The following is a 20,690-nucleotide window of genomic DNA, read 5'->3' on the forward strand; positions in this document are numbered from 1 at the left end:
TGCGGATACAGCGTACAGCAGGAAAAAGCTCCTAATAAGTAAACGATTTTTATGAAAAATATATTCCAAATTTTAGTGTTTTCTTTATTTTTTGTTGGCTGTCAGCCAAAGGTTCAACCTGCAGATATAGCTAAAATAAATGGCTATTGGGAGATAGAGAAAGTAGCTCTTGCAGATGGGGAAGACAAGGATTATAAGATCAATGAAAGTTATGATTTTTTTGAAATTGGAAAAAATGACGAGGGAATTCGTAAGAAAGTGATGCCGCAGTTAGACGGGACATTTTTAGTTAATGATACTTATGAGCAGGTTAAAGTTCGATTTGAGAAAGACAAAGCATTCTTGGATTATAAGACTGATTATGCCAAGTGGAGTGAGGAAATAATAACGCTTACGGACAAGGAATTAGTGTTGAAAAACACTGAAAATACTAGATATCATTACAAAAAAGCAGGACCAATAAATTTAAATGACGATGGCAAAAAGACTGAATAATCAAAGTACGATAGGGGAGGTGTTGAAGCAAATTATCCAGACGAATAAGTTGCAAGCGGGAATGGATCAAATGGATGTGAAAGAGGCTTGGAAAAACCTGATGGGAAACGGCGTTAACAGTTATACTAATAATGTAGTTCTAAAAGGAAGTACTTTGTATGTTGAGTTGACTTCTTCAGTTTTGAGAGAAGAATTGAGTCATGGTAAATCTAAAATTGTAGCAATGATTAATGAAGAATTGCGCAGGGATGTTGTTACTAGTGTTGTTTTGAGATAATAATTTTAGTTTTTTAATGATGCGAAATATTAGAAGTAAATTTAAAATATTACCTTTTTTTACAGCTATTGGATTAATATTTTTTGGATTCTTTTTGTTTTATATTTGCTTGGTTTCTCCTTTAGCGACTATTGTGTTGCCAGTTTTGTTTTTATTATTTGTTGCTTATTTTTGGCTGACGGAATTTAGAACTAGAGCTCATAAAATAAGTGTAAATACTGATTTTATTTCTGTTTGCAAGCTCTTTGGTTTAGGAAGGTCTGAAGTTTATGATTTTAAAAAATTAGATGGTTTTGAAATTTCAATTCAGTCTGGTAAATCAGGAAGTTTTGAGTTTTTATTTGTTTTAAAAAACGGAAAAAGAGTCGCTTGTATTTCGAATTTTTATCATTCTAATTATGGTGAATTAAAAAAAATCCTACTAGAAAACTTATCTTATTTTGGAGTAAAAAAGTACAGTTTTAAAGAAGAATACAGTCAAATGTTTAAATAAAAATGCCGTTTCAAAATTTTGAAACGGCATTTTTATTTGGATGATTTTTAAATCGTAGTTCAAAAATCGCTAATCTTCAATCGAAAATTAAAATTGCTCTCTTCCTGCAAAATGGAAAGCACCTTCGATGGCTGCATTTTCATCGCTATCAGAACCGTGAACTGCATTTTCTCCGATAGAAGTTGCGTATGCTTTACGGATTGTTCCTTCAGCAGCTTCAGCTGGATTTGTAGCACCAATTAAAGTTCTGAAATCTTCAACAGCGTTATCTTTTTCTAAAATAGCGGCAACGATAGGTCCTCTTGACATGAATTCAACTAATTCTCCGTAGAAAGGTCTTGCAGCGTGAACAGCATAAAAAGCTTGTGCATCAGCAACAGTAAGTTGAGTTAATTTTAAAGAAACGATTTTGAAACCTGCGTTAGTAATCATAGCAAGTATGTTTCCGATGTGTCCGTTAGCAACAGCATCAGGCTTAATCATTGTAAATGTTCTATTTGTAGCCATTTTGATTTTTGTGTTTTTTAAATTTCGTGCAAAAATAGTTTATTTTGTTTAATAATGTTACAATTTTCGTATTATAGTGAATTAAATACGATTATAATGTAATGATTTCGAAATTTTGTTCCAAAGCTTGTAAACGAGTAAAGAGTTTCGGAATCAGATTTTCTCCATTTTCCAAGTAAAATTCTGAAAAATTGGCCTGACGTTCTTGTAAACTTTTGTTAGGGAACAATTCATTTTGTAAGTTGGTGATACGCTCTAATTCGTCGCTATACTTTCTTTTTTGAGCTTTTAATAAACGTTTTTCTAAATTTTCTAATCCTTTTATCTGCTTTGCTTCCTGCGCTTTTACGGCATCTGAAAAAGATTGATCCGTTTTTTTTGCGATGGAATGAAGATAATGAAATTGGTTTTTTAGAAAGTCCTTTTGAATACTTAAATCAATTGGAAATTCAGAAAGATCGAATGTTTTTTTATTGACCAAGTCGGCTTGTTTTGAAAACAAGTCAGCCCAGCTTAAACCTAATTTAGCCGCTTTTTTTTCTTGCTTTTCGGTAGTTAATAGTGCTGAGTTTCGAACTAAAAGCATCGGAAAAGTGATTTTTACCGCATCAAAGAAAGATTTCAATTCCAGCCAATAGGCAATTTCTCCGCCTCCGCCAATGTAGCATAAGTTGGGTAAAATTACTTCCTGATATAACGGACGCATAATCACGTTAGGACTGAATTTCTCAGGGTTACTATCAAGTAGTTCAAGGATTTCATTTTCTGAAAACTCTATTTTGGTATGATTTACTTTGTATTTCTCATTTTCGAAAATAATGCGTTCCCTCAAATTATCTTCGATATAGAACAAATTAATTTCGCGCGGGTTGACCTGAATGAAGTACTCTTTTAATTGTTCAACCGTTTTTGATACTTCTTTATGGGAAGTTTGTTGCAGTAATTCTTCCTTCATAAAAGGAATAAAATTGCGTTTCAATTCTGGATTGTCGGCATCAAGGATGACCAAGCCGTAGTTCCCAAAAAGGGCATTTGCTAAATGGCGTGTAGCATCGGCAAGGTTATTATGTTTTAAATAGGCCTGCTGAAATAGTTTTTGAATTGCAATTGCATTGGTACTTGTTCCTAATTCCTGAGCATATATTTCGAGAAATTCTTCTAAACCTTCGGTAGACAATCGACCTACGGGACCGCTGCTTATTTTGTTCCATCTGAATTTTTTTCCTTTGAAATTGAAATGATTTATTTCTTCAAAATCATGATCTTCGGTTGCCATCCAATATATAGGCACAAAATTGTAAGCGGGATATTTAGCTTTTAAATCTTTGGTAAGATTAATAGTAGATATGATTTTGTATAAAAAATACAAAGGACCGCTAAATAGGTTTAATTGATGTCCAGTAGTGACGGTAAAGGTATTGTCTACTTTTAAAGCTTCAATATTTTGCAGGGTCAAATGAGAAGTCTCAATTGTAGCATACTGTTTTTGCAGTACCGAAACTAAAGTGTTTCTGTTGGTATTATTGAAATTTTCTTGTTTCTCCAAGATTTGACCTTCAAAGTTTTCAAGTGTTGGAAACCGATTGTAAAGTTCCTTTAAATTGTTTTTTTGATCTAAATAATCATTCATCAAAGGAGAGAAATATCCGGAGTTTTGATAGCTTATACAGTCGGTAGGCATAATAAAGTTTTATATGTCGCTAAATTACCAATAATTATTGGAACTATAATATTTGTTACTTTCGAAAATTAGTATCATTTTTATCAAAAAAAAAACAACAGTCACATGAAAGGAAATTCTAATTCGAAAAAAGGAAATTCATTAAAACACGTTCTTTTTGGTAGTTTGATTGGAACAACCATAGAGTTTTTTGATTTTTATATCTATGCTAATGCAGCCGTATTAGTATTTCCTCAATTGTTTTTCCCAGGCGCAGATAGTACAGTATCTACTTTAGAATCTTTGGCAACCTTTTCAATAGCCTTTTTGGCTCGACCTTTAGGCTCGGCAGTTTTTGGGCATTATGGAGATAAAGTTGGTCGTAAAGCAACTTTGGTTGCGGCTTTGTTAACCATGGGAATTTCAACTGTGGCTATTGGTTTTTTACCCAGTTATGCAAGTATTGGTATTGCCGCTCCTTTATTATTGATGCTTTGTCGTTTCGGGCAAGGTGTTGGATTAGGAGGTGAGTGGGGTGGAGCTGTTTTGCTAGCAATTGAAAATGCGCCACCAAACAAACGCGCTTGGTATGGAATGTTTCCACAGTTAGGAGCACCGATTGGTTTATTGCTTTCGGGAGGAACGTTTTTATTCTTAACGGATTCTATGAGTGCTGAAGATTTTATGGATTATGGATGGAGAATTCCGTTTATTGCGAGTTCACTTCTGGTTTTAATTGGATTTTATATTCGACTAAAAATTACCGAGACTCCGGCTTTTGAGAATTCTAAAGAAGAACAAAAAGAAGTTAAAATTCCATTTTTCACTTTACTTAAATCCTATAAAAATCAGTTAATTTTTGGAACTTTTGCTGCCATTACTACCTTCTTGGTTTTTTATTTAATGACTGTTTTTACATTGAGTTGGGCAACTTCTGATTTGGGTTTTACCAAAAGAGATGCGCTCTTAATCCAATTGTTTTCGGTCTTGTTTTTTGCACTTTTTATCCCTATTTCAGCAATAGTTGCGGATAAAATTGGTCGTAGAAAAATACTTGTTTTTACCACAATTGCAATTGCAATTTTCGGATTTTTATTTTCGGATTTTCTAAATTCAGGAAGTACGGTTTTAGTGACCACTTTTGTTTGTATGGGAATGGCTCTAATGGGATTCACTTATGGACCTTTGGGAACTTTCTTGTCGGAATTATTTCCGACTACTGTTCGCTATTCAGGAGCTTCCTTGACTTTTAATATGGCAGGAATTCTCGGAGCGGCTTTCGCTCCTATGGTTGCTATTTGGTTAGCTTCTACTTATAGTTTGACTTATGTTGGTTATTATCTAACAATAACTGCTAGTATTTCTTTGATTTCGTTATTGGTAATTAGTAAAGAGAAACATAAGTTTTAATAGTGTGAGTATTATCGTTTTAAACTAAAATGTCCTCGGTACTCTTGTCCGTTTGCTCTAGTTACAATGAACCAATAATCGGTTGCGGGTAATTCTTGATTGTTGAATTGACCGTTCCAAGCTGAATTTGGTAATAATACTTTTAATAGCTTACCATAACGATTAAAGATTTGAATTCCTGTATTTGGTGCTAAGTATGCAAAATCAATTGTCCAAGTATCATTGTATCCGTCATTATTTGGTGTAAAAAATTTTGGGTAAGGAAGCTCGTCTATAAAATTAATACAGTCTGCAGATGTGGCTTTCAGAATCGTTATTGTGATAGGAATTCTATCACTTTCACAATTATTTATGGTTTCTGAAGCATAATAGCTAATTCCGTTTGTAAGCAAAGTGGATTCGGATAAATGTATTGATGAAGTAGCACTTTCAAACCAATTTGTGTTTTGGCCAGATATGATGATATCACTAATTTTTGCATTTTTTTGAACGCAGAATGTTTGCGGTGAATTGGCAATTGGAATTGGTGTGTCCTGAATTTTTACGGTAATAGCTAATCTTTCACTTTCACAATCGTTAATTGTTTGTGTTGCATAATATATTTTTCCATTTTGCAATAAAGTAGTTACTGGTAAAACAACCCCATTGGTTGATTGATCATACCATTTAATATTCGAAGCTGTAATAGTAAGATTGGCAATAGACGCATTTTCATCGATACAAAATTGTTGCGTTTTATTTCCTATTGGTAATGGGGTATTGTAAACTAGAACTAAAACGGGAGTTCTGTCACTTTCGCAGCCTATTGTTTGTGAAGCGTAATACGTTTTATTGTTTTCTAACAAAGTATTGTTAGGCAAAACTGCTGCGGCAAAATTGGTATCGTACCATTTTATGTTTAGTCCCGTGATTTGGATATTGTTTAATGTTGCATTTTCCTGTTTACAGAATGATTCAGTTGCATTTGCTGTTGGAGCAGAAGGGGTATTCACAATTGAAACATTCACACCGAATCTCTCGCTTTCACAATTATTCACTGTTTGCGAAGCATAATAAGTTTTACCATCAACAAGATTCGTTGTTTCGGCTAATAAAGAACCATTGGTTAATGCATCATACCATTTGATTTGATTTCCTGTCACTTGAATGTTTGCAATAGTAGGATTTGAGCCAGTACAAAATGACTGATTAACATCGGCTGTTGGAACAGCAGTATTTTGAATATTAATTAAAACAGCAATTCTTTCGCTTTCACAGCGATTAATTGTTTGCGATGCATAATAGGTCGTTCCGTTTTGTAATGAAGTTGTGTTTGCAAGGATATTTCCATTGGTCAAAGCATCATACCATTTTACGTTTTGTCCATTAATTGCAATGTTACTAATTGTTGCGTTTTGCTGGATGCAGAAGGTTTGGGGGGAAGTTATGGTTGGCAGCGGTTGATTGATAATAGTAACGGTTTGGTTTTGATTGACAGAATTTCCATTCCCATCCTTATAATTCCATACAATTGTATAGGTTCCTGCTAAATTATAAGAAAGCGGATTTGTAGTTGTTGCCCTAATTGCTCCAGCGCATGCATCAGTAGCGGTTGGAATTGTTGTTATTGTTGTATTGCAATCTCCTGTTATCGTTGGAAGAGTAGTAAGATTAGGAATTGGGGCTTCAATATCTCCAATAATTACATCGACAGTTTTAGTGTCATCGCAACCGCCAGTACCTGTAATTAAACAACTGTATTGACCATTATTTAGAGCAGTTGCGCTTAGGATTGTTGGATTTTGTTCCGTTGATGTAAATCCGTTTGGACCTGTCCATAAATAATCTGTACCACCGGAAGCTTTAAGTTCTAATGTGGCGCCAATACAGATTGGGGAGTTGCTTGAAGCAATTGGAGTTGATATAATATCTTCTGAGAATTTCATTAAAAAATAATTCTTAAAAACACCTAAAATTGACGGTTGATAAGAAGTATTATCGGCAATACCATTGTTTTGAGAGGAAAGTCCACTTACAAATATTGAATTGTTATTACCAAATGCTAATCTTGTACCTGTGCTAGAACTATTATTGCCAACGAATGTGCCCCAAATTAATTGAGCCTGTTTAGAAAATTTACCAATATATCCCTCAAAGTTTCCATTAGGCCTATACGAACATGGAGTTGTTAATTTTGCATTAGAAAAACCAGAATTGGTAGCTCCTATATAGATTGAATTATTTTTAAATAAAAGGGAATATACGTTTGCAGCTCCTAAATAAGATCCCCAAATTCTTTGTCCATTACTGTTTAATTTAGCAAAAAATCCTTTATATAAATATTGATTTGAACTATCAAAACTATTTGGTGTTGTTATATTAGTAGTACTTGCTGTTTCTCCACCAATATAGATATTATCTTCATCATCAGCTGCAACAGTATATACATAGTCAACTTGTTCTCCTCCATAATAGGTTGCCCAAATTCTATGTCCATCAAGAGAAAATTTATAGACAACACCGTCTGGATGTGTGATAAGGTCATGATTTTCTTGAAAAACTCCAGGGGTCGCAATATTATTAAAGCTATTTGTATTTCCTCCCGTAATGAGATAATTATCTTTGACTACAATTGTTTTTAATTCATCCCAGCCTTCACCACCTACATAAGTACTCCAGATTAAATTACCATCAAACTTAAATTTTGCTAAAAAACCATCAATTTTATAATAACCATCATTTAATTGTGTTTGGAAATTACTATTGACAGCAATATTTGTATTGCTAAAAGTACGACCTGCCAGATATATATTGTTGTTTTTATCTATATCCAGAGAATATGCTGCATCATCATTTTCACCACCGAAATAAGTTCCCCAAAGTCTAATTCCTGAATCATTAAATTTAACCAAAAATGCATCGCTGCCACCTGATAGATTAGACTTGTATGTACCAATAGTACTTATGTTTGATGTAGAAGGAGTACTTCCCGTTATGACAGCATTGTTTTGAGAATCTATCTTGATATCGTTTATGGTATTAAGGCCTTGACCTCCATAATAAGTTCCCCACAAACGATTTCCATCTGGACTAAACTTTACAATTATTCCATTTGTACTTAAGTAAGCATAAGAGGGGATTGAATTTTGGTGTGCTCCTGTAGTTGCATAGGATGAATTTGAGGCAGTTGTTGTACCTGTCATGTATGAGTTTCCTGAAGAGTCTGTTGCAATATTAGCTTCTCCTAGTGTAATATGTATATTTCTTTCATCTCCATAAAAAGTTCCCCATAATCTGACAGGAACAGGATCAATTACTACAGTTTTTCCATTTACAGAATTTGATGTGTTAAAACCATAAACATTGTTTTTGATTTTTTTAAAACCGACCTGAATTGACTTTTTACTCATTCCATCTTCCGTCCAGCTGGCAGGTAGAATTTCTTCCATCTCACCAAAACGTACTTGCATTTTGATTTTATTATCAACTAATTCTGTTTGGGCTCCGTTAAATTTCAATCGAATATCCGATATTTTTCCTTTAGGATGAATTACAAAGTTGTATTCAACCGCTTTTAAACTATCTTTTGGAATGGAGAAAACGACATCAATGTTAGGATAGATATTCCTGTATATAATTTGCTGGTATTGATGTGTATTAACAATGCCTTCAGGTTTATTAGGAACATTGTAATAATTATCATAGTCTTTAGATTCTTCTTTAGAAATTAATTCGACTTTTGAATTTGAATTTACAAAGTCAATGTCAATTCTATGAAAAATATATTCTAAATTATAATCAGGTACTTTTTTGTCGTTTTTTGCTATTGATGAAAAAGTATTGCTGTCCTCGATAGGTTTTTTTATAGAGATTTTTTTAGTTTCATAGACGTCATACGAAAACCCGTTTTTTTTCAATTGTACATTTAGCCCATTGGTATTCAAAAGGTATTTTACAGCATTATTGGGCTTTCCATTTTGGTCCATAATTTGTCCTTTATTTTCTTTAAATCCTTTGGAACTGCTTTTGTTTTGAGCAATTGTATTTATTCCAATGCATAGTAGAATTATAAAGTATTTGAACCTCATTTTAATGTTTTTTTGATTTTCAAATGTAATTAAATACTCGCAAACTTTTTTGCTCTTTTTAGTAGAGAATTATCCTTTTAAAACTTTCAACTCGCATAACAATAGAAACTAAAATTATCCACTATTTTTGTACAAAATTTATTCCCTTTGAAAACCAAACTTTTCCTCATCACCCCGCCTTTTACCCAACTGAATACGCCTTATCCCGCAACGGCTTATATCAAAGGCTTTCTCAATACCAAAGATATCGAATCAGTGCAAGCGGATTTGGGGATTGAAGTGATTTTGAAATTGTTTTCGAAGAAGGGCTTAGAAGAGTTATTCCAGTTGCTTAACCGACAACCAGCAACCGACAACTGCAAACGCATTCTCGCTTTAAAAGACGAATACTTAAAAACCATCGATCCGGTTATTGCATTTCTGCAGGGAAAAAATCCGACTTTGGCACTTCAAATTTGTCAGGAAGATTTCCTGCCCGAAGCTTCTCGTTTTGCACAATTGGAAGAACTCGATTGGGCTTTCGGAACCATGGGAACCCAGGACAAGGCCAAACATTTGGCGACTTTATATCTGGAAGATATTTCCGATTTTATTGTGGAATGTGTCGATGAAAACTTTGGATTCAGCCGCTATGCGGAGCGTTTGGGTAGATCTGCGAATTCTTTTGACGAATTGTACCAAGCCTTACAACAGGAACCAACCTATATTGATGATATTCTGCTTTCGATTTTAAAAGAAAGAATTGAAGCAGTTCAGCCTACATTATTTTTAATTTCGGTGCCTTTTCCGGGTAATTTATACAGTGCTTTTCGCTCAGCACAATGGGTTAGAAAATTTCATCCTGAAATTAAGATTTCGATGGGTGGAGGTTTTCCGAATACCGAATTGCGTTCACTCTCGGATGCTCGGGTTTTTGAGTTTTTCGATTATATTACACTTGATGATGGGGAAATGCCGGTTGAGGAATTAATTGTGAATATTGAAAACCCCAATTATAACGCTTTTAAAAGAACATTCCTTTTAGAAGATGGAAAAGTAGTTTATAAAAATAATTCTACAAAAAGTGATTATAAACAGTCGCAAGTGGGAACACCTGATTATTCAGATTTGCTTTTGGATAAATACATTTCGGTTATCGAAATCGTAAATCCTATGCATAGAATGTGGAGCGACGGTCGTTGGAATAAATTGACCATGGCGCACGGTTGTTATTGGGGAAAATGTACTTTTTGCGATATTTCGTTGGATTATATCAAAGTGTACGAACCCGTTGCCGCCAGTTTATTGTGCGACCGCATGGAAGAAATGATTGCCCAAACGGGTGAAAATGGTTTCCATTTTGTCGATGAAGCCGCGCCGCCGGCACTGATGCGGGCTTTGGCACTTGAAATCCTTCGCCGTAAATTAGCGGTTACCTGGTGGACGAACATTCGATTCGAAAAAAGTTTTACCAGAGATTTATGTCTGCTGCTGAAAGCTTCGGGTTGTATTGCTGTTTCCGGCGGTCTCGAAGTGGCTTCGGATCGTTTATTGAAATTGATTGACAAAGGTGTAACGGTAGAACAAGTGGCCAAAGTGACCCGTAATTTTACCGAAGCGGGTGTGATGGTTCACGCTTATTTGATGTACGGCTATCCCACACAAACGGTTCAGGAAACAGTAGACAGCTTGGAAATGGTACGTCAATTATTTGAGGCCGGTGTATTACAGTCCGGATTTTGGCATCAGTTTGCCATGACGGCGCACAGTCCAGTAGGGATGTATCCGGAGAAATTTGGCGTAGTGAAAGAAACGGAAACGATTGGAACCTTTGCTAATAACGACATTAATTATACCGATTCGACAGGAATCGACCATGATAAATTTAGTTTTGGGCTGAAGAAATCCCTGTTTAATTTTATGCACGGAATCTGTTTTGATTACGAATTGCAGGATTGGTTTGATTTTAAAATACCAAAAACAAAAATCACTCCCGATTTTATTTTTGATGCAGTGCAGGAAGCGGAGGATTTTAATATAAAACCCAATGCCAAAATAGTTTGGCTGGGCGGGAAACCATCAGCGGAATATTTTACCAAATCCAAAAAAGGAAATTCCTGGGAAATGATAACGCTGACTTTTCACGACAAAAAAGAAAGTTTTACGATTCAAACCAATAAAAACGAAGGGGAATGGCTGCTAGGAATTCTTGAAAAAATTACGGTTTCAAATGCTAAAATCTATACTTTTCAGGAAGTAAAAACTGATTTTGAAGCCCATTTGGAAGATTTTGAATTGTTTTGGTATTCAAAACCTATCAATACTTTAAGGGAATTTGGACTATTGGTGTTGTAATTCCATTTTTTTAAGCAACACTAGTATTTTAGCATAAATCCACCAATTTTCTATTACGAAAACGTTTTCTTTTACTTATTTTTACGGTCATTAAAAATTCACAGATGAGTAGTACCTATAAAGTAAATGTAAATGACTCCTTTCAATTTGATTTTGATAAGGAACAAGTTTCACAACTCGATGCAGTTAGTATAGAAGCGAATAAGTTTCATATATTACACCAAAACACTCCTTTTAGAGCAGAAATTGTATCTGCTAATTTCAATGAAAAAAGCTATACTGTAAAGGTAAATAACAATAGTTATACCGTCGCTATTTCTGATGCGCTTGATGTTCTCATTAAAAAAATGGGATTTGAAGTTGGATCGACTAAACAGGTCAATGCCATTAAAGCACCTATGCCAGGTTTAATCTTGGAAATTAGTGTATCTGTAGGTCAATCAGTCAAAGAAAATGACAGTTTGTTAATCCTTGAAGCTATGAAAATGGAGAATAGTTTTCTTTCACCTCGGGATGGAATCATAAAATCGATTTCTGTGAATAAAGGGGATGCCGTTGATAAAGGGCAATTATTAATTGAATTTGAGTAAAGCATGAAAAAAATATTAGTTGCCAATAGGGGAGAAATTGCCATTAGAGTCACGAAAACTGCCCAAAAAATGGGTATAAAAACGGTTGCTGTTTATTCTACAATAGATAGAAATGCGCCTCACGTAAAATTTGCCGATGAAGCGGTTTGGATTGGAGAATCGCCTTCGAATCAGTCTTATTTATTGGGAGATAAAATTATAGAAGTTGCTAAGTCCTTAGGTGTGGATGCCATTCATCCAGGTTATGGTTTCCTGAGTGAAAATGCTGAATTTGCTGAAAAAGCAGAACAAAATAATATTATCTTCATTGGTCCAAAATCGAAAGCCATTCATATAATGGGAAGTAAATTGGCCGCCAAAGAAGCGGTAAAAGTCTATAATATTCCAATGGTTCCGGGTTTGGACGAAGCTATTACGGATATCGAAAAAGCCAAAGCAGCGGCAACTGAAATAGGTTTTCCTATCTTAATTAAAGCTTCAGCCGGTGGTGGCGGAAAAGGAATGCGTGTGGTAGAAAACGCAGCGGAATTTGAATCCCAAATGAAAAGGGCAATCAGTGAAGCCATAAATGCTTTTGGTGATGGCTCTGTTTTTATCGAAAAATATGTGGCCTCACCGCGACATATCGAAATTCAAATCATGGCCGACAGTCATGGCAATATTTTGTATTTATTCGAAAGAGAATGTAGCATTCAGCGCCGTCACCAGAAAGTGGTCGAAGAAGCGCCTTCGGCTGTTTTAACGCCTGACTTGCGCAGGAAAATGGGAGAGGCTGCGGTATTGGTGGCCAAATCCTGTGATTATCTTGGTGCGGGAACAGTCGAATTTTTATTGGATGAACACAATAATTTCTATTTCCTTGAAATGAATACGCGCTTGCAGGTCGAACATCCGGTTACGGAATGGATTACCGGATTGGACTTGGTCGAATTGCAAATCAAAATTGCAAGAGGAGAGGAATTGGAAATTCAACAAGAAGATTTGAAAATAAAGGGGCATGCATTGGAATTACGTGTCTATGCCGAAGATCCGATGAATGATTTTCTACCGAGTGTAGGTCATTTGGGTGTTTATCAATTACCGGTGGGTGAAGGAATACGTGTGGATAACGGATTTGAACAAGGCATGGATATTCCTATTTATTATGATCCAATGTTAGCCAAGCTGATCACTTACGGAGAAACCCGTGAAGAAGCGATTCAAATTATGTTGAAAGCTATTGAAGGTTACTTGGTAGAAGGCGTGCAAACAACCTTGCCTTTTGGTAAATTTGTTTTTGAACATGAGGCTTTTCGCTCCGGGAATTTTGACACTCATTTTGTGAAAAAATATTATAGTGCGGATTTGTTGAAAAATCAATTGGAAAAGGAAGCCGAAATTGCTGCTATGATAGCTTTGAAGCAATATTTTGAAGATCAAAAAATCGTACGATTACCAAATCAATAAATTATGGATTCTAAAATAAAAGAATTAAACGATAAAATTGCCGAAGCCCATTTGGGGGGCGGTAAAAACAGAATTGAAAAGCAGCACCAAAAAAAGAAACTCACCGCAAGAGAGCGCGTAAATTATTTGATGGATGAAGGCTCTTTTGAAGAAATTGGGATGCTGGTGACCCATCGTACAACCGATTTTGGGATGGAAAAAGAGATGTATTATGGCGACGGTGTCATCACTGGATACGGAACCATCAATGGAAGATTAGTTTATGTTTTCGCTCAGGATTTCACTGTATTCGGTGGAGCATTGTCTGAAACACATGCAGAGAAAATCTGTAAAGTGATGGATATGGCGGTCAAAATGGGAGCGCCCATGATAGGGCTGAACGATTCTGGAGGAGCTCGTATTCAGGAAGGTGTTCGATCTTTGGGCGGTTATGCTGATATTTTCTATAGAAATGTACAAGCAAGTGGAGTTATTCCTCAAATTTCCGCTATTATGGGTCCCTGCGCCGGTGGTGCGGTATATTCTCCCGCTATGACTGATTTTACAATGATGGTCGAAGATACCAGTTATATGTTTGTTACTGGTCCCAATGTGGTAAAAACGGTGACAAATGAAACCGTAACTTCGGAGGAATTGGGTGGAGCAAGTACGCATTCTACTAAATCCGGTGTGGCGCATTGTACTTCGGCTAATGATGTGGAATGTCTTGAGGATGTAAAACGATTGTTGAGTTATTTGCCACAAAGCAATAAAGAAACGGCTCAAAAGTTGCCTTATGAACTCAATGATGAGGTTCGGGAGCAGCTCGCAACAATTATACCGGATAATCCGAACAAGCCTTATGATATGCACAATGTGATTTCGGGAATTATAGATACAGATTCTTTTTTTGAAATTCATAAAAATTTTGCCGAGAATATTATTGTGGGTTTTGCCAGATTAGGAGGAAGAAGCATTGGTATTGTGGCCAACCAACCTTTATATTTGGCTGGAGTTTTGGATGTGAACAGTTCGATAAAAGCAGCGCGATTTACCCGTTTTTGTGACGCTTTTAATATTCCGCTATTGGTTTTGGTAGATGTGCCGGGCTTTTTGCCGGGAACAGATCAGGAGTGGAACGGTATTATCATGCACGGCGCTAAATTGTTGTATGCTTTGAGTGAAGCAACCGTACCTAGAGTAACCGTAATTACACGTAAAGCTTATGGCGGTGCTTATGATGTAATGAATTCGAAACACATTGGTGCCGACATGAATTTTGCTTGGCCTACGGCTGAAATTGCTGTTATGGGCGCCAAAGGAGCTTCGGAAATTATCTTCAAGAAAGAGATTAATGAGGCTGCAGATCCAGCAGCTAAACTATTGGAAAAAGAAAAAGAATATGCCGACTTGTTTGCCAATCCATATACTGCAGCTCAAAGAGGTTTTGTCGATGAGGTAATCATGCCAGAAGATACCAGACGTAAATTGTTAAAAGCGTTTAGTATGCTCGAAAATAAAGTAAGTGTTACTCCAAACAGAAAACACGGAAATATTCCTTTGTAGATTTTTTATAGTAGAAGCAAAAAAAAAAACCAGCTTATAATGCTGGTTTTTTTTTGTTTCTGCTTAGTTTGAGATTTCGGTGCGATTATGATTTTACACTGATGTCATAAATGGTATTTCTGGTTTTTTCATCCACTACGGCGTTAATCTCATTTGGCATATAATGACGTTTGAAAGCGATTATCGCTGCCGAAAGATTCTTAGTGTCATAGCCTATAATTCGTAAGCCTTGTTCAATATTGAAATTTTCTGGAGCGGCCGGTAATGGATCGTTAGGCCAAAGACCAAAACCATTTTCAGCCAAGGTTTTCCAAGGAAATAAAGCGCTTGGATCCTGTTTTCTCGTAGGGGCAATGTCAGAATGCCCTATGATGTTTTGCGCTGGGATATTGTAATCTTTTTTTAGCTTACTCAATAAGGATATCAAAGTTGTGATTTGAGCCTCGGAAAAAGGTTCGATTCCATTATTGTCTAATTCGATTCCAATTGATGAAGAATTGATATCGGTATTTTTTCCCCAAGAGCCGTTTCCTGCATGCCAAGCTCGCAAATAATCATTGAGCATTTGTACTACGCTGCCATCATCAGCAATGACATAGTGAGCACTTACCTGCGTTCTGGTTAAGGTAAATGTTTTTATAGTTTGTTGTATCGAATCTTGAGCAGTATGATGAATGATGACAAAATTTGGTTTCCTTAAGTTAAAGTTCACCGTACTAATCCATTCTGTATGGATGCCGTTTTGCAAAGCAGTAGATCCTGTTTTTGAAAGAGTGTCTTTAAATGTGTATAACTGTTTAGTATAGACACTGTCTATGGTTATCACAGTTTTAGTGACAATCGGTAATGGTTCCGGTTCTTTGTTTGATATTATTTCCTTAAAGGTTTTGAGTTTCGTATCGTATTCTTTCTCAGTGGCTTTGTGCGGATTTGTAGCGCAGGAAGTGATTGCAATGGCCAGAATCAAGTAGCAAAGTTTATTTCTCATATTTTAAGTTGCCTTTCTCTTTCAAAAATAATTATTTCTTCTTTTTCGATTTTTTCGGATTTTTATTGTCTTCTTTGAAAGCTTTGTATTTTGCTTTTTGCTCCTCGCTTAAAAAGGCATTCACTTTTCGATCTGTATTTTCAGAGAGAGCTTCAAATTCCTTCATAAGTTCCTCTTGACTGCTTTTTGATTTTAATAAAGCAGTTTGTGTTTTTATACTTTCAGTAAGAACATTCGAAACAGCAATTTCTTGTAAGGCGTCAAGGTTTAATTCCGGTTTTAGCTGTTCCATTATTTTACTGACAGTTACTTCAATCGGGATTTCTTTAGGTGCAGATTGTTCTCTGGTTTGGTTCATTTGATTCATTCCCATTCCTCCATTTCTGCCGTAACCGTTATTGCCATAGCCGTTACCATATCCATTTCCATAGCCGTATTGTGCCGAAACCGTAGTTGCGGATAACAATAGTAATGCTAAAACGAACAATGTTTGTATTGTTTTCATATGTAGGTTTTTTTATTTTTTTTAAAGGTGAAATGTAATTGGCCTAACAGCTATTGGTAGTTACAACCAATTTACCGTTATGTTTATTTCATGTCCAATTTTTAAAAAGTATATAAAAATAGAAATTTAAAATTTAAACGGGCTCTCCGTACAAGTCAAATTCTGTTGCTTCAATGATTTTTATCATGGCAAAATCGCCTGTCTTCAGATAATGTTTTGAAGCGTCGATCAAAACTTCATTGTCCACATCAGGACTGTCAAATTCAGTTCTTCCTACAAAATGCCCGCCTTCTTTTCTGTCAATGATGCATTTGAAAATTTGTCCAACTTTTTCTTGGTTCAAGTCCCATGAAATTTGTGACTGTAATTCCATGATTTCATTGGCGCGATCTTGTTTTACATTGTCCGGAACATCATCTTCCAATAAATAAGCATGGGTATTTTCTTCGTGAGAATAAGCAAAACAACCCATTCGATCAAACTTCATTTCTTGAACGAAATCCTTTAATATATTGAAATCTTCCTGAGTTTCTCCTGGATAACCTACTATTAATGTAGTACGAATTGCCATTCCTGGAACTGCCGCACGGAATTCTTTTAGTAATTTGGTTGTTTTTTCCTGAGTTGTACCACGTCTCATGGATTTCAAAATAGAATCTGAAATGTGTTGCAACGGAATGTCAATGTAGTTACAAATTTTAGGTTCGCGTTTCATGATTTCAAGAACGTCCATAGGGAAACCGGTAGGGAAAGCATAGTGCAAACGAATCCACTCAATTCCTTCTACTTTGACCAAAGCTTCTAATAATTCGCCAAGATTACGTTTTTTGTAAATATCAAGACCGTAGTAAGTTAAGTCTTGTGCGATTAAAATTAATTCTTTTACGCCGTCTCTGGCTAATCCTTCTGCTTCTTTAACCAGTTTTTCAATGGTTTGAGAAACGTGTTTTCCTCTCATCAATGGAATAGCGCAAAAACTGCATGGTCTGTCGCAACCTTCGGCAATTTTTAAATACGCATAATTTTTAGGAGTAGTTGTCAAACGTTCGCCTAATAATTCATGCTTATAATCAGCTCCTAAAGCTTTTAGCAATTGCGGTAACTCAGTAGTTCCAAAAAACTGATCTACATTTGGTATTTCTTTTTCTAAATCTGGACGGTATCTTTCAGATAAGCAGCCAGTTACAAAAACTTTGTCGACCAGTCCTTTTTCTTTTTTATCAGCATATTCTAATATCATGTTTACTGATTCTGCCTTAGCATTATCAATAAAACCGCAGGTGTTGATGACAATAATGTTTCCTTCGCTTTCGGCCGGTGCTTCATGTTCAACTTCTTTTCCGCTGGCACGAAGTTGACCCATTAACACTTCACTATCGTATATGTTTTTAGAACACCCAAGAGTGATCACATTGATTTTATTCTTTTTTAAAGACTTGGTTCTCATAGATTTGTAAATTGGAGTGCAAAATTACACTTTTTTATTCAAACTCTCCCGATAACCTTCGGGATTGTTTCAGTTTCTTTAAGCTGTTTTTTAAGGAAGTATAGTGTCTTTTTTGCTTTAGTTTTTCTATACAAACCATAATGATTCTGAATATAAACGAAGTCTGCTGAACTTTTATGAAATAGAAATTTAATAAAGTATAAAGGGCTAAAAAAAATCCGAATCAATTTATTGAAACGGATTTTATATTTTTATATTTATTTTTTTACTTATAATTCAAAAAGTAAAGTCAAGGCAATGTTATTATTGATACTATTGATTCTGGCACTATCGGTCAATCCTTGTGAGAAAAACGCTTGTTGCGAATCTCTTTTTGCGTAAGCATAAGATAAATCTAGTTTTGTTGATCCAAAGTTATAGCCTAAACCACCTGAATAACCATTTAAGTCGCCCATTGTAGTGGTGTTTTTGTAAGGGCTTTGTTCGTAACGGTATCCTGCTCTAAGGCTTAGTTTTTCGATTTTATATTCGGCGCCTATTCTTAATTCTCCGGTATTGTCAAGAACGTTGCTCATATAAGCGTTTGTTCCGTTGAATTCGTTTTTAGGTTTGAATTGAGTGTTGCTGTAATCTTTTATGGCGTAATCAACACTTATTAATCCTGATTTTCCAAAAACATAGGCTAAACTTCCGGTAAGTTTGCTAGGTGTTTGTAATTTGTAAGGGGCATAAACATTAGTGATTTTAGGGTCTACGACATCTTTTGTGTCTGCATCTCCTGTTTTACTGCTTACTGCAACCAATCTTTGAGAAAACTCGTCGTTTAAGTTGTACCAAGTTGATGATTCGTAAGCTAATCCTAAGCGTAGTTCATTGGTTACTTTTGCAATAGCACCCAGTTGAAATGAAAATCCGGTTCCATAAGTGTATAATTCGTTGTCGAATCGCAATGTAGATACGGTGTATTCATTTGTTAACGGCGCATTATTGTCTTCATAAAAACTGCTGAATTGTCTGAAATCGGTAAAATGAGAATTCAAATTCAAACCAATATATAATTTGTCTTTATAAGAGGTAGCGGCATTAAAAGATAGTTTTCCGTTGTATCCTTGTGAGGAGATTGTATTTTCCTGAAAATAATTGCCTCCAGCGGGAACATTTGAGTTGTATAGGGTGTTTCCATCAGTTGGGCTTACAGGATTGATAATGAATGCTTGGTATCCTAAATAGGCTTGTTGAGCTGCAAAATCAAGTCTGCCGTAGCTTGTGTTTTCGAAATCGCCAAAAGGAATGCCGTTTGCATAACTTAAAAAGTAATTATCTATTGAGTTGTTAGGGTTTGTTCCTGCTGAAAAGAAAGAATTGTTGAAGTTATTAGTGTTTTCGTAATTTAAGGCAATAGAAAACTTTTTCCAATTGCTGTTAGGGTTATGGTTTTTAAAAACAAATACACCACCAGCTTGATTCAAATCAAAAGAGCTGTCTTTTTCGCTTGTCTTAGTGCCGAAATAATTCGAATTGTTTTTAGTATTTAAACTACTGATTGTAAATGTTGCTTGGTTGTTTGAAAAAACAGCAGATCCTGCCGGATTGATATTTAAAGAGGATAAGTCACCACCAAGGGCGCCAAAAGCACCACTCATGGCTTGAAAACGAGCTGTTCCGTTTAGGTTATTTTGAGCATAGCGTAATGCATCCGTAATTTCTTGGGATTGAGCTGCGCTAAAAGTGAAGCCTGCGAATAATAGAAATAGATATTTTTTCATCTTATGTTCGAATAAAGTTTTTATTGTAATCTAAAGAGTGTTGGGGATGTTTACATTCCGCCTCTTCTTCCGCCTCCGCCTGAGCTTCTTCCGGCTCCACCACCTGAATTGTAAGACGGCGTTGATCTGGAAGGTGAATAGTTGTTGCTTCTGGAATTATCTGAACTTTGGGTTCTAGTTGGGGTGTAATTATCGTTTCTTGAATTGTTTGAACTAGGGGTGTATCTTCTTGTAGGGGCAGTGTTTTCGCCTCTAGATTCATTGGTGTAATTTCTTGTTCTTGAAGGAGTGGTATAAGAATTGTTTTGAGAAGGGTTTCTTTCTGAAAAATAAGAGTTCGTTCTTGAGGTATTGCGAAAGTTTGATGTTCTGTTAGGGGTTGTATAATTAGAGTTTCTGTCGGTGCTTATTCTATTTTGGGAATAATTTCTAGAGCTATAATTTCGGTTTCCACTCACTGTATTGCTATAAGAAGTTCCTCTTCGGCCAGAGCTGTAAGAGTAATTGCGATTGTTATAGTAATTTCCATGATTATAGTAGTTATAGCTATAGTATGGGTAATTCCATCCATAATAACTTGGGTAACCCCATCCGTAGTAAGGATAATTCCAGCCAAAATTAGAGTAACCATAATAATAAGGGGAATAGCCCCAATTGTAGTTAGAGTATCCCCATCCGTAATAAGGATAGCCCATTCCAAAGCCTAGAGATAGGTTCCAGTTGTCAGGATAGATGTTAATTTGGGTTTTTGCATGGTTGTCTCCCCAGTCTGCATAACTGTAATTTCCTTGTCTGCTGTTGTTTGTAATACTATCGTTATTATTGTAATTGTCGATATCAGTAAAAAAATCGTCTGATTCGCTGTCATTTTGCAAAGAGGAAAAATAATCTTTATAATAGTTATTATTTGAGTTCTCTTGAGGAGCGCGCTCTACTGTTCTGGTTTCAGTGTATCCATAAATGCCGTCGCTGTCATAATAAGAGCTATTTTGATAAGAGCCACAAGAAGTCATCAAGATGCTGAAAAACACAATTAAAGGATAAAATAAAGTTTTTTTTGTGGAAAAAATATTAGTTTTCATATCTATAAGATTTTTTATTGTTGCACATTACAAAAATAGTTAGTTTTGTGGAACTATTTAGTAAAAAATAATAGCGCA

The 20,690-nt window shown here is 35.5% G+C and carries 16 protein-coding genes; 8 read left to right on the top strand and 8 right to left on the bottom strand.

The window, feature by feature from the left end; all coding sequences use genetic code 11:
• Positions 1–51: 51 nt before the first annotated feature.
• Genes BUB25_RS05410 through BUB25_RS05420 form a run of 3 tightly spaced genes read left to right on the top strand, consistent with a single transcriptional unit; the run spans position 52 to position 1,265 of the window.
• Positions 52–495 (top strand): lipocalin family protein, encoded by a 444-nt coding sequence (locus BUB25_RS05410; protein ID WP_072941322.1) that lies wholly within the window; start codon positions 52–54, stop codon positions 493–495.
• Positions 476–772: a DciA family protein gene (locus BUB25_RS05415; protein WP_072941325.1), complete on the top strand. Its 297-nt coding sequence runs from the start codon at positions 476–478 to the stop codon at positions 770–772. The genes BUB25_RS05410 and BUB25_RS05415 overlap by 20 nt, the downstream gene beginning before the upstream one ends.
• 16 nt (positions 773–788) lie before the next feature.
• Positions 789–1,265 (top strand): hypothetical protein, encoded by a 477-nt coding sequence (locus tag BUB25_RS05420; protein WP_072941328.1) that lies wholly within the window; start codon positions 789–791, stop codon positions 1,263–1,265.
• 87 nt (positions 1,266–1,352) lie between these two features.
• Here the strand turns inward: BUB25_RS05420 and BUB25_RS05425 are convergent, their stop codons facing one another.
• Both BUB25_RS05425 and bshC read right to left on the bottom strand, forming a co-directional pair.
• Positions 1,353–1,772 carry a nucleoside-diphosphate kinase gene (locus tag BUB25_RS05425; protein WP_072941331.1) on the bottom strand — a complete coding sequence of 140 codons (420 nt, stop codon included), beginning with the start codon at positions 1,770–1,772 and terminating at the stop codon, positions 1,353–1,355.
• 91 nt (positions 1,773–1,863) lie between these two features.
• Positions 1,864–3,453 carry a bacillithiol biosynthesis cysteine-adding enzyme BshC gene (gene bshC / locus BUB25_RS05430; protein ID WP_072941334.1) on the bottom strand — a complete coding sequence of 530 codons (1,590 nt, stop codon included), beginning with the start codon at positions 3,451–3,453 and terminating at the stop codon, positions 1,864–1,866.
• A 105-nt stretch (positions 3,454–3,558) separates the two neighbouring features.
• Here bshC and BUB25_RS05435 point away from each other — a divergent pair, with 105 nt between their 5' ends.
• On the top strand, positions 3,559–4,842 hold the full coding sequence (locus BUB25_RS05435; RefSeq protein ID WP_072941337.1) for an MFS transporter: 1,284 nt from the start codon (positions 3,559–3,561) through the stop codon (positions 4,840–4,842).
• Between the two features lie 11 nt (positions 4,843–4,853).
• Here BUB25_RS05435 and BUB25_RS05440 read toward each other — a convergent pair whose 3' ends face one another.
• The gene (locus BUB25_RS05440) at positions 4,854–8,909 is read right to left on the bottom strand and encodes a DUF7948 domain-containing protein (RefSeq protein WP_072941340.1); all 4,056 of its coding nucleotides are present in this window, start codon (positions 8,907–8,909) and stop codon (positions 4,854–4,856) included.
• A 147-nt stretch (positions 8,910–9,056) separates the two neighbouring features.
• On the opposite strand from BUB25_RS05440, the gene BUB25_RS05445 reads away from it, so the two are divergent.
• The 4 genes from BUB25_RS05445 (at position 9,057) to BUB25_RS05460 (ending at position 14,824) form a co-directional block, all read left to right on the top strand.
• Entirely contained in the window at positions 9,057–11,243 is a 2,187-nt protein-coding gene (locus BUB25_RS05445; protein WP_072941343.1) for a B12-binding domain-containing radical SAM protein, read from the top strand.
• Between the two features lie 104 nt (positions 11,244–11,347).
• The gene (locus tag BUB25_RS05450; RefSeq protein WP_072941345.1) at positions 11,348–11,833 is read left to right on the top strand and encodes an acyl-CoA carboxylase biotin carboxyl carrier protein subunit; all 486 of its coding nucleotides are present in this window, start codon (positions 11,348–11,350) and stop codon (positions 11,831–11,833) included.
• Between the two features lie 3 nt (positions 11,834–11,836).
• A complete protein-coding gene (locus BUB25_RS05455) occupies positions 11,837–13,279 on the top strand; it encodes an acetyl-CoA carboxylase biotin carboxylase subunit (RefSeq protein WP_072941348.1) in 1,443 nt (480 codons plus the stop codon).
• Positions 13,280–13,282: 3 nt separating this feature from the next.
• On the top strand, positions 13,283–14,824 hold the full coding sequence (locus tag BUB25_RS05460) for an acyl-CoA carboxylase subunit beta (RefSeq protein WP_072941351.1): 1,542 nt from the start codon (positions 13,283–13,285) through the stop codon (positions 14,822–14,824).
• An 85-nt stretch (positions 14,825–14,909) separates the two neighbouring features.
• On the opposite strand, the gene BUB25_RS05465 is transcribed toward BUB25_RS05460, so the two are convergent.
• From BUB25_RS05465 to BUB25_RS05485, 5 genes are all read right to left on the bottom strand, one after another.
• Positions 14,910–15,812 (bottom strand): N-acetylmuramoyl-L-alanine amidase, encoded by a 903-nt coding sequence (locus tag BUB25_RS05465; RefSeq protein ID WP_072941355.1) that lies wholly within the window; start codon positions 15,810–15,812, stop codon positions 14,910–14,912.
• A gap of 31 nt (positions 15,813–15,843) precedes the next feature.
• Complete coding sequence (locus tag BUB25_RS05470) at positions 15,844–16,317, bottom strand: hypothetical protein (protein ID WP_072941358.1); 474 nt, start codon at positions 16,315–16,317, stop codon at positions 15,844–15,846.
• A gap of 133 nt (positions 16,318–16,450) precedes the next feature.
• On the bottom strand, positions 16,451–17,764 hold the full coding sequence (gene rimO, locus BUB25_RS05475) for a 30S ribosomal protein S12 methylthiotransferase RimO (protein ID WP_072941361.1): 1,314 nt from the start codon (positions 17,762–17,764) through the stop codon (positions 16,451–16,453).
• A 269-nt stretch (positions 17,765–18,033) separates the two neighbouring features.
• Entirely contained in the window at positions 18,034–19,530 is a 1,497-nt protein-coding gene (locus BUB25_RS05480; protein WP_072941364.1) for an OmpP1/FadL family transporter, read from the bottom strand.
• A 50-nt stretch (positions 19,531–19,580) separates the two neighbouring features.
• Positions 19,581–20,612 carry a hypothetical protein gene (locus BUB25_RS05485; RefSeq protein ID WP_072941367.1) on the bottom strand — a complete coding sequence of 344 codons (1,032 nt, stop codon included), beginning with the start codon at positions 20,610–20,612 and terminating at the stop codon, positions 19,581–19,583.
• Positions 20,613–20,690 lie beyond the last annotated feature (78 nt).

The sequence above is a fragment of the Flavobacterium granuli genome, assembly GCF_900129705.1.
GTDB classification, from domain to species: domain Bacteria; phylum Bacteroidota; class Bacteroidia; order Flavobacteriales; family Flavobacteriaceae; genus Flavobacterium; species Flavobacterium granuli.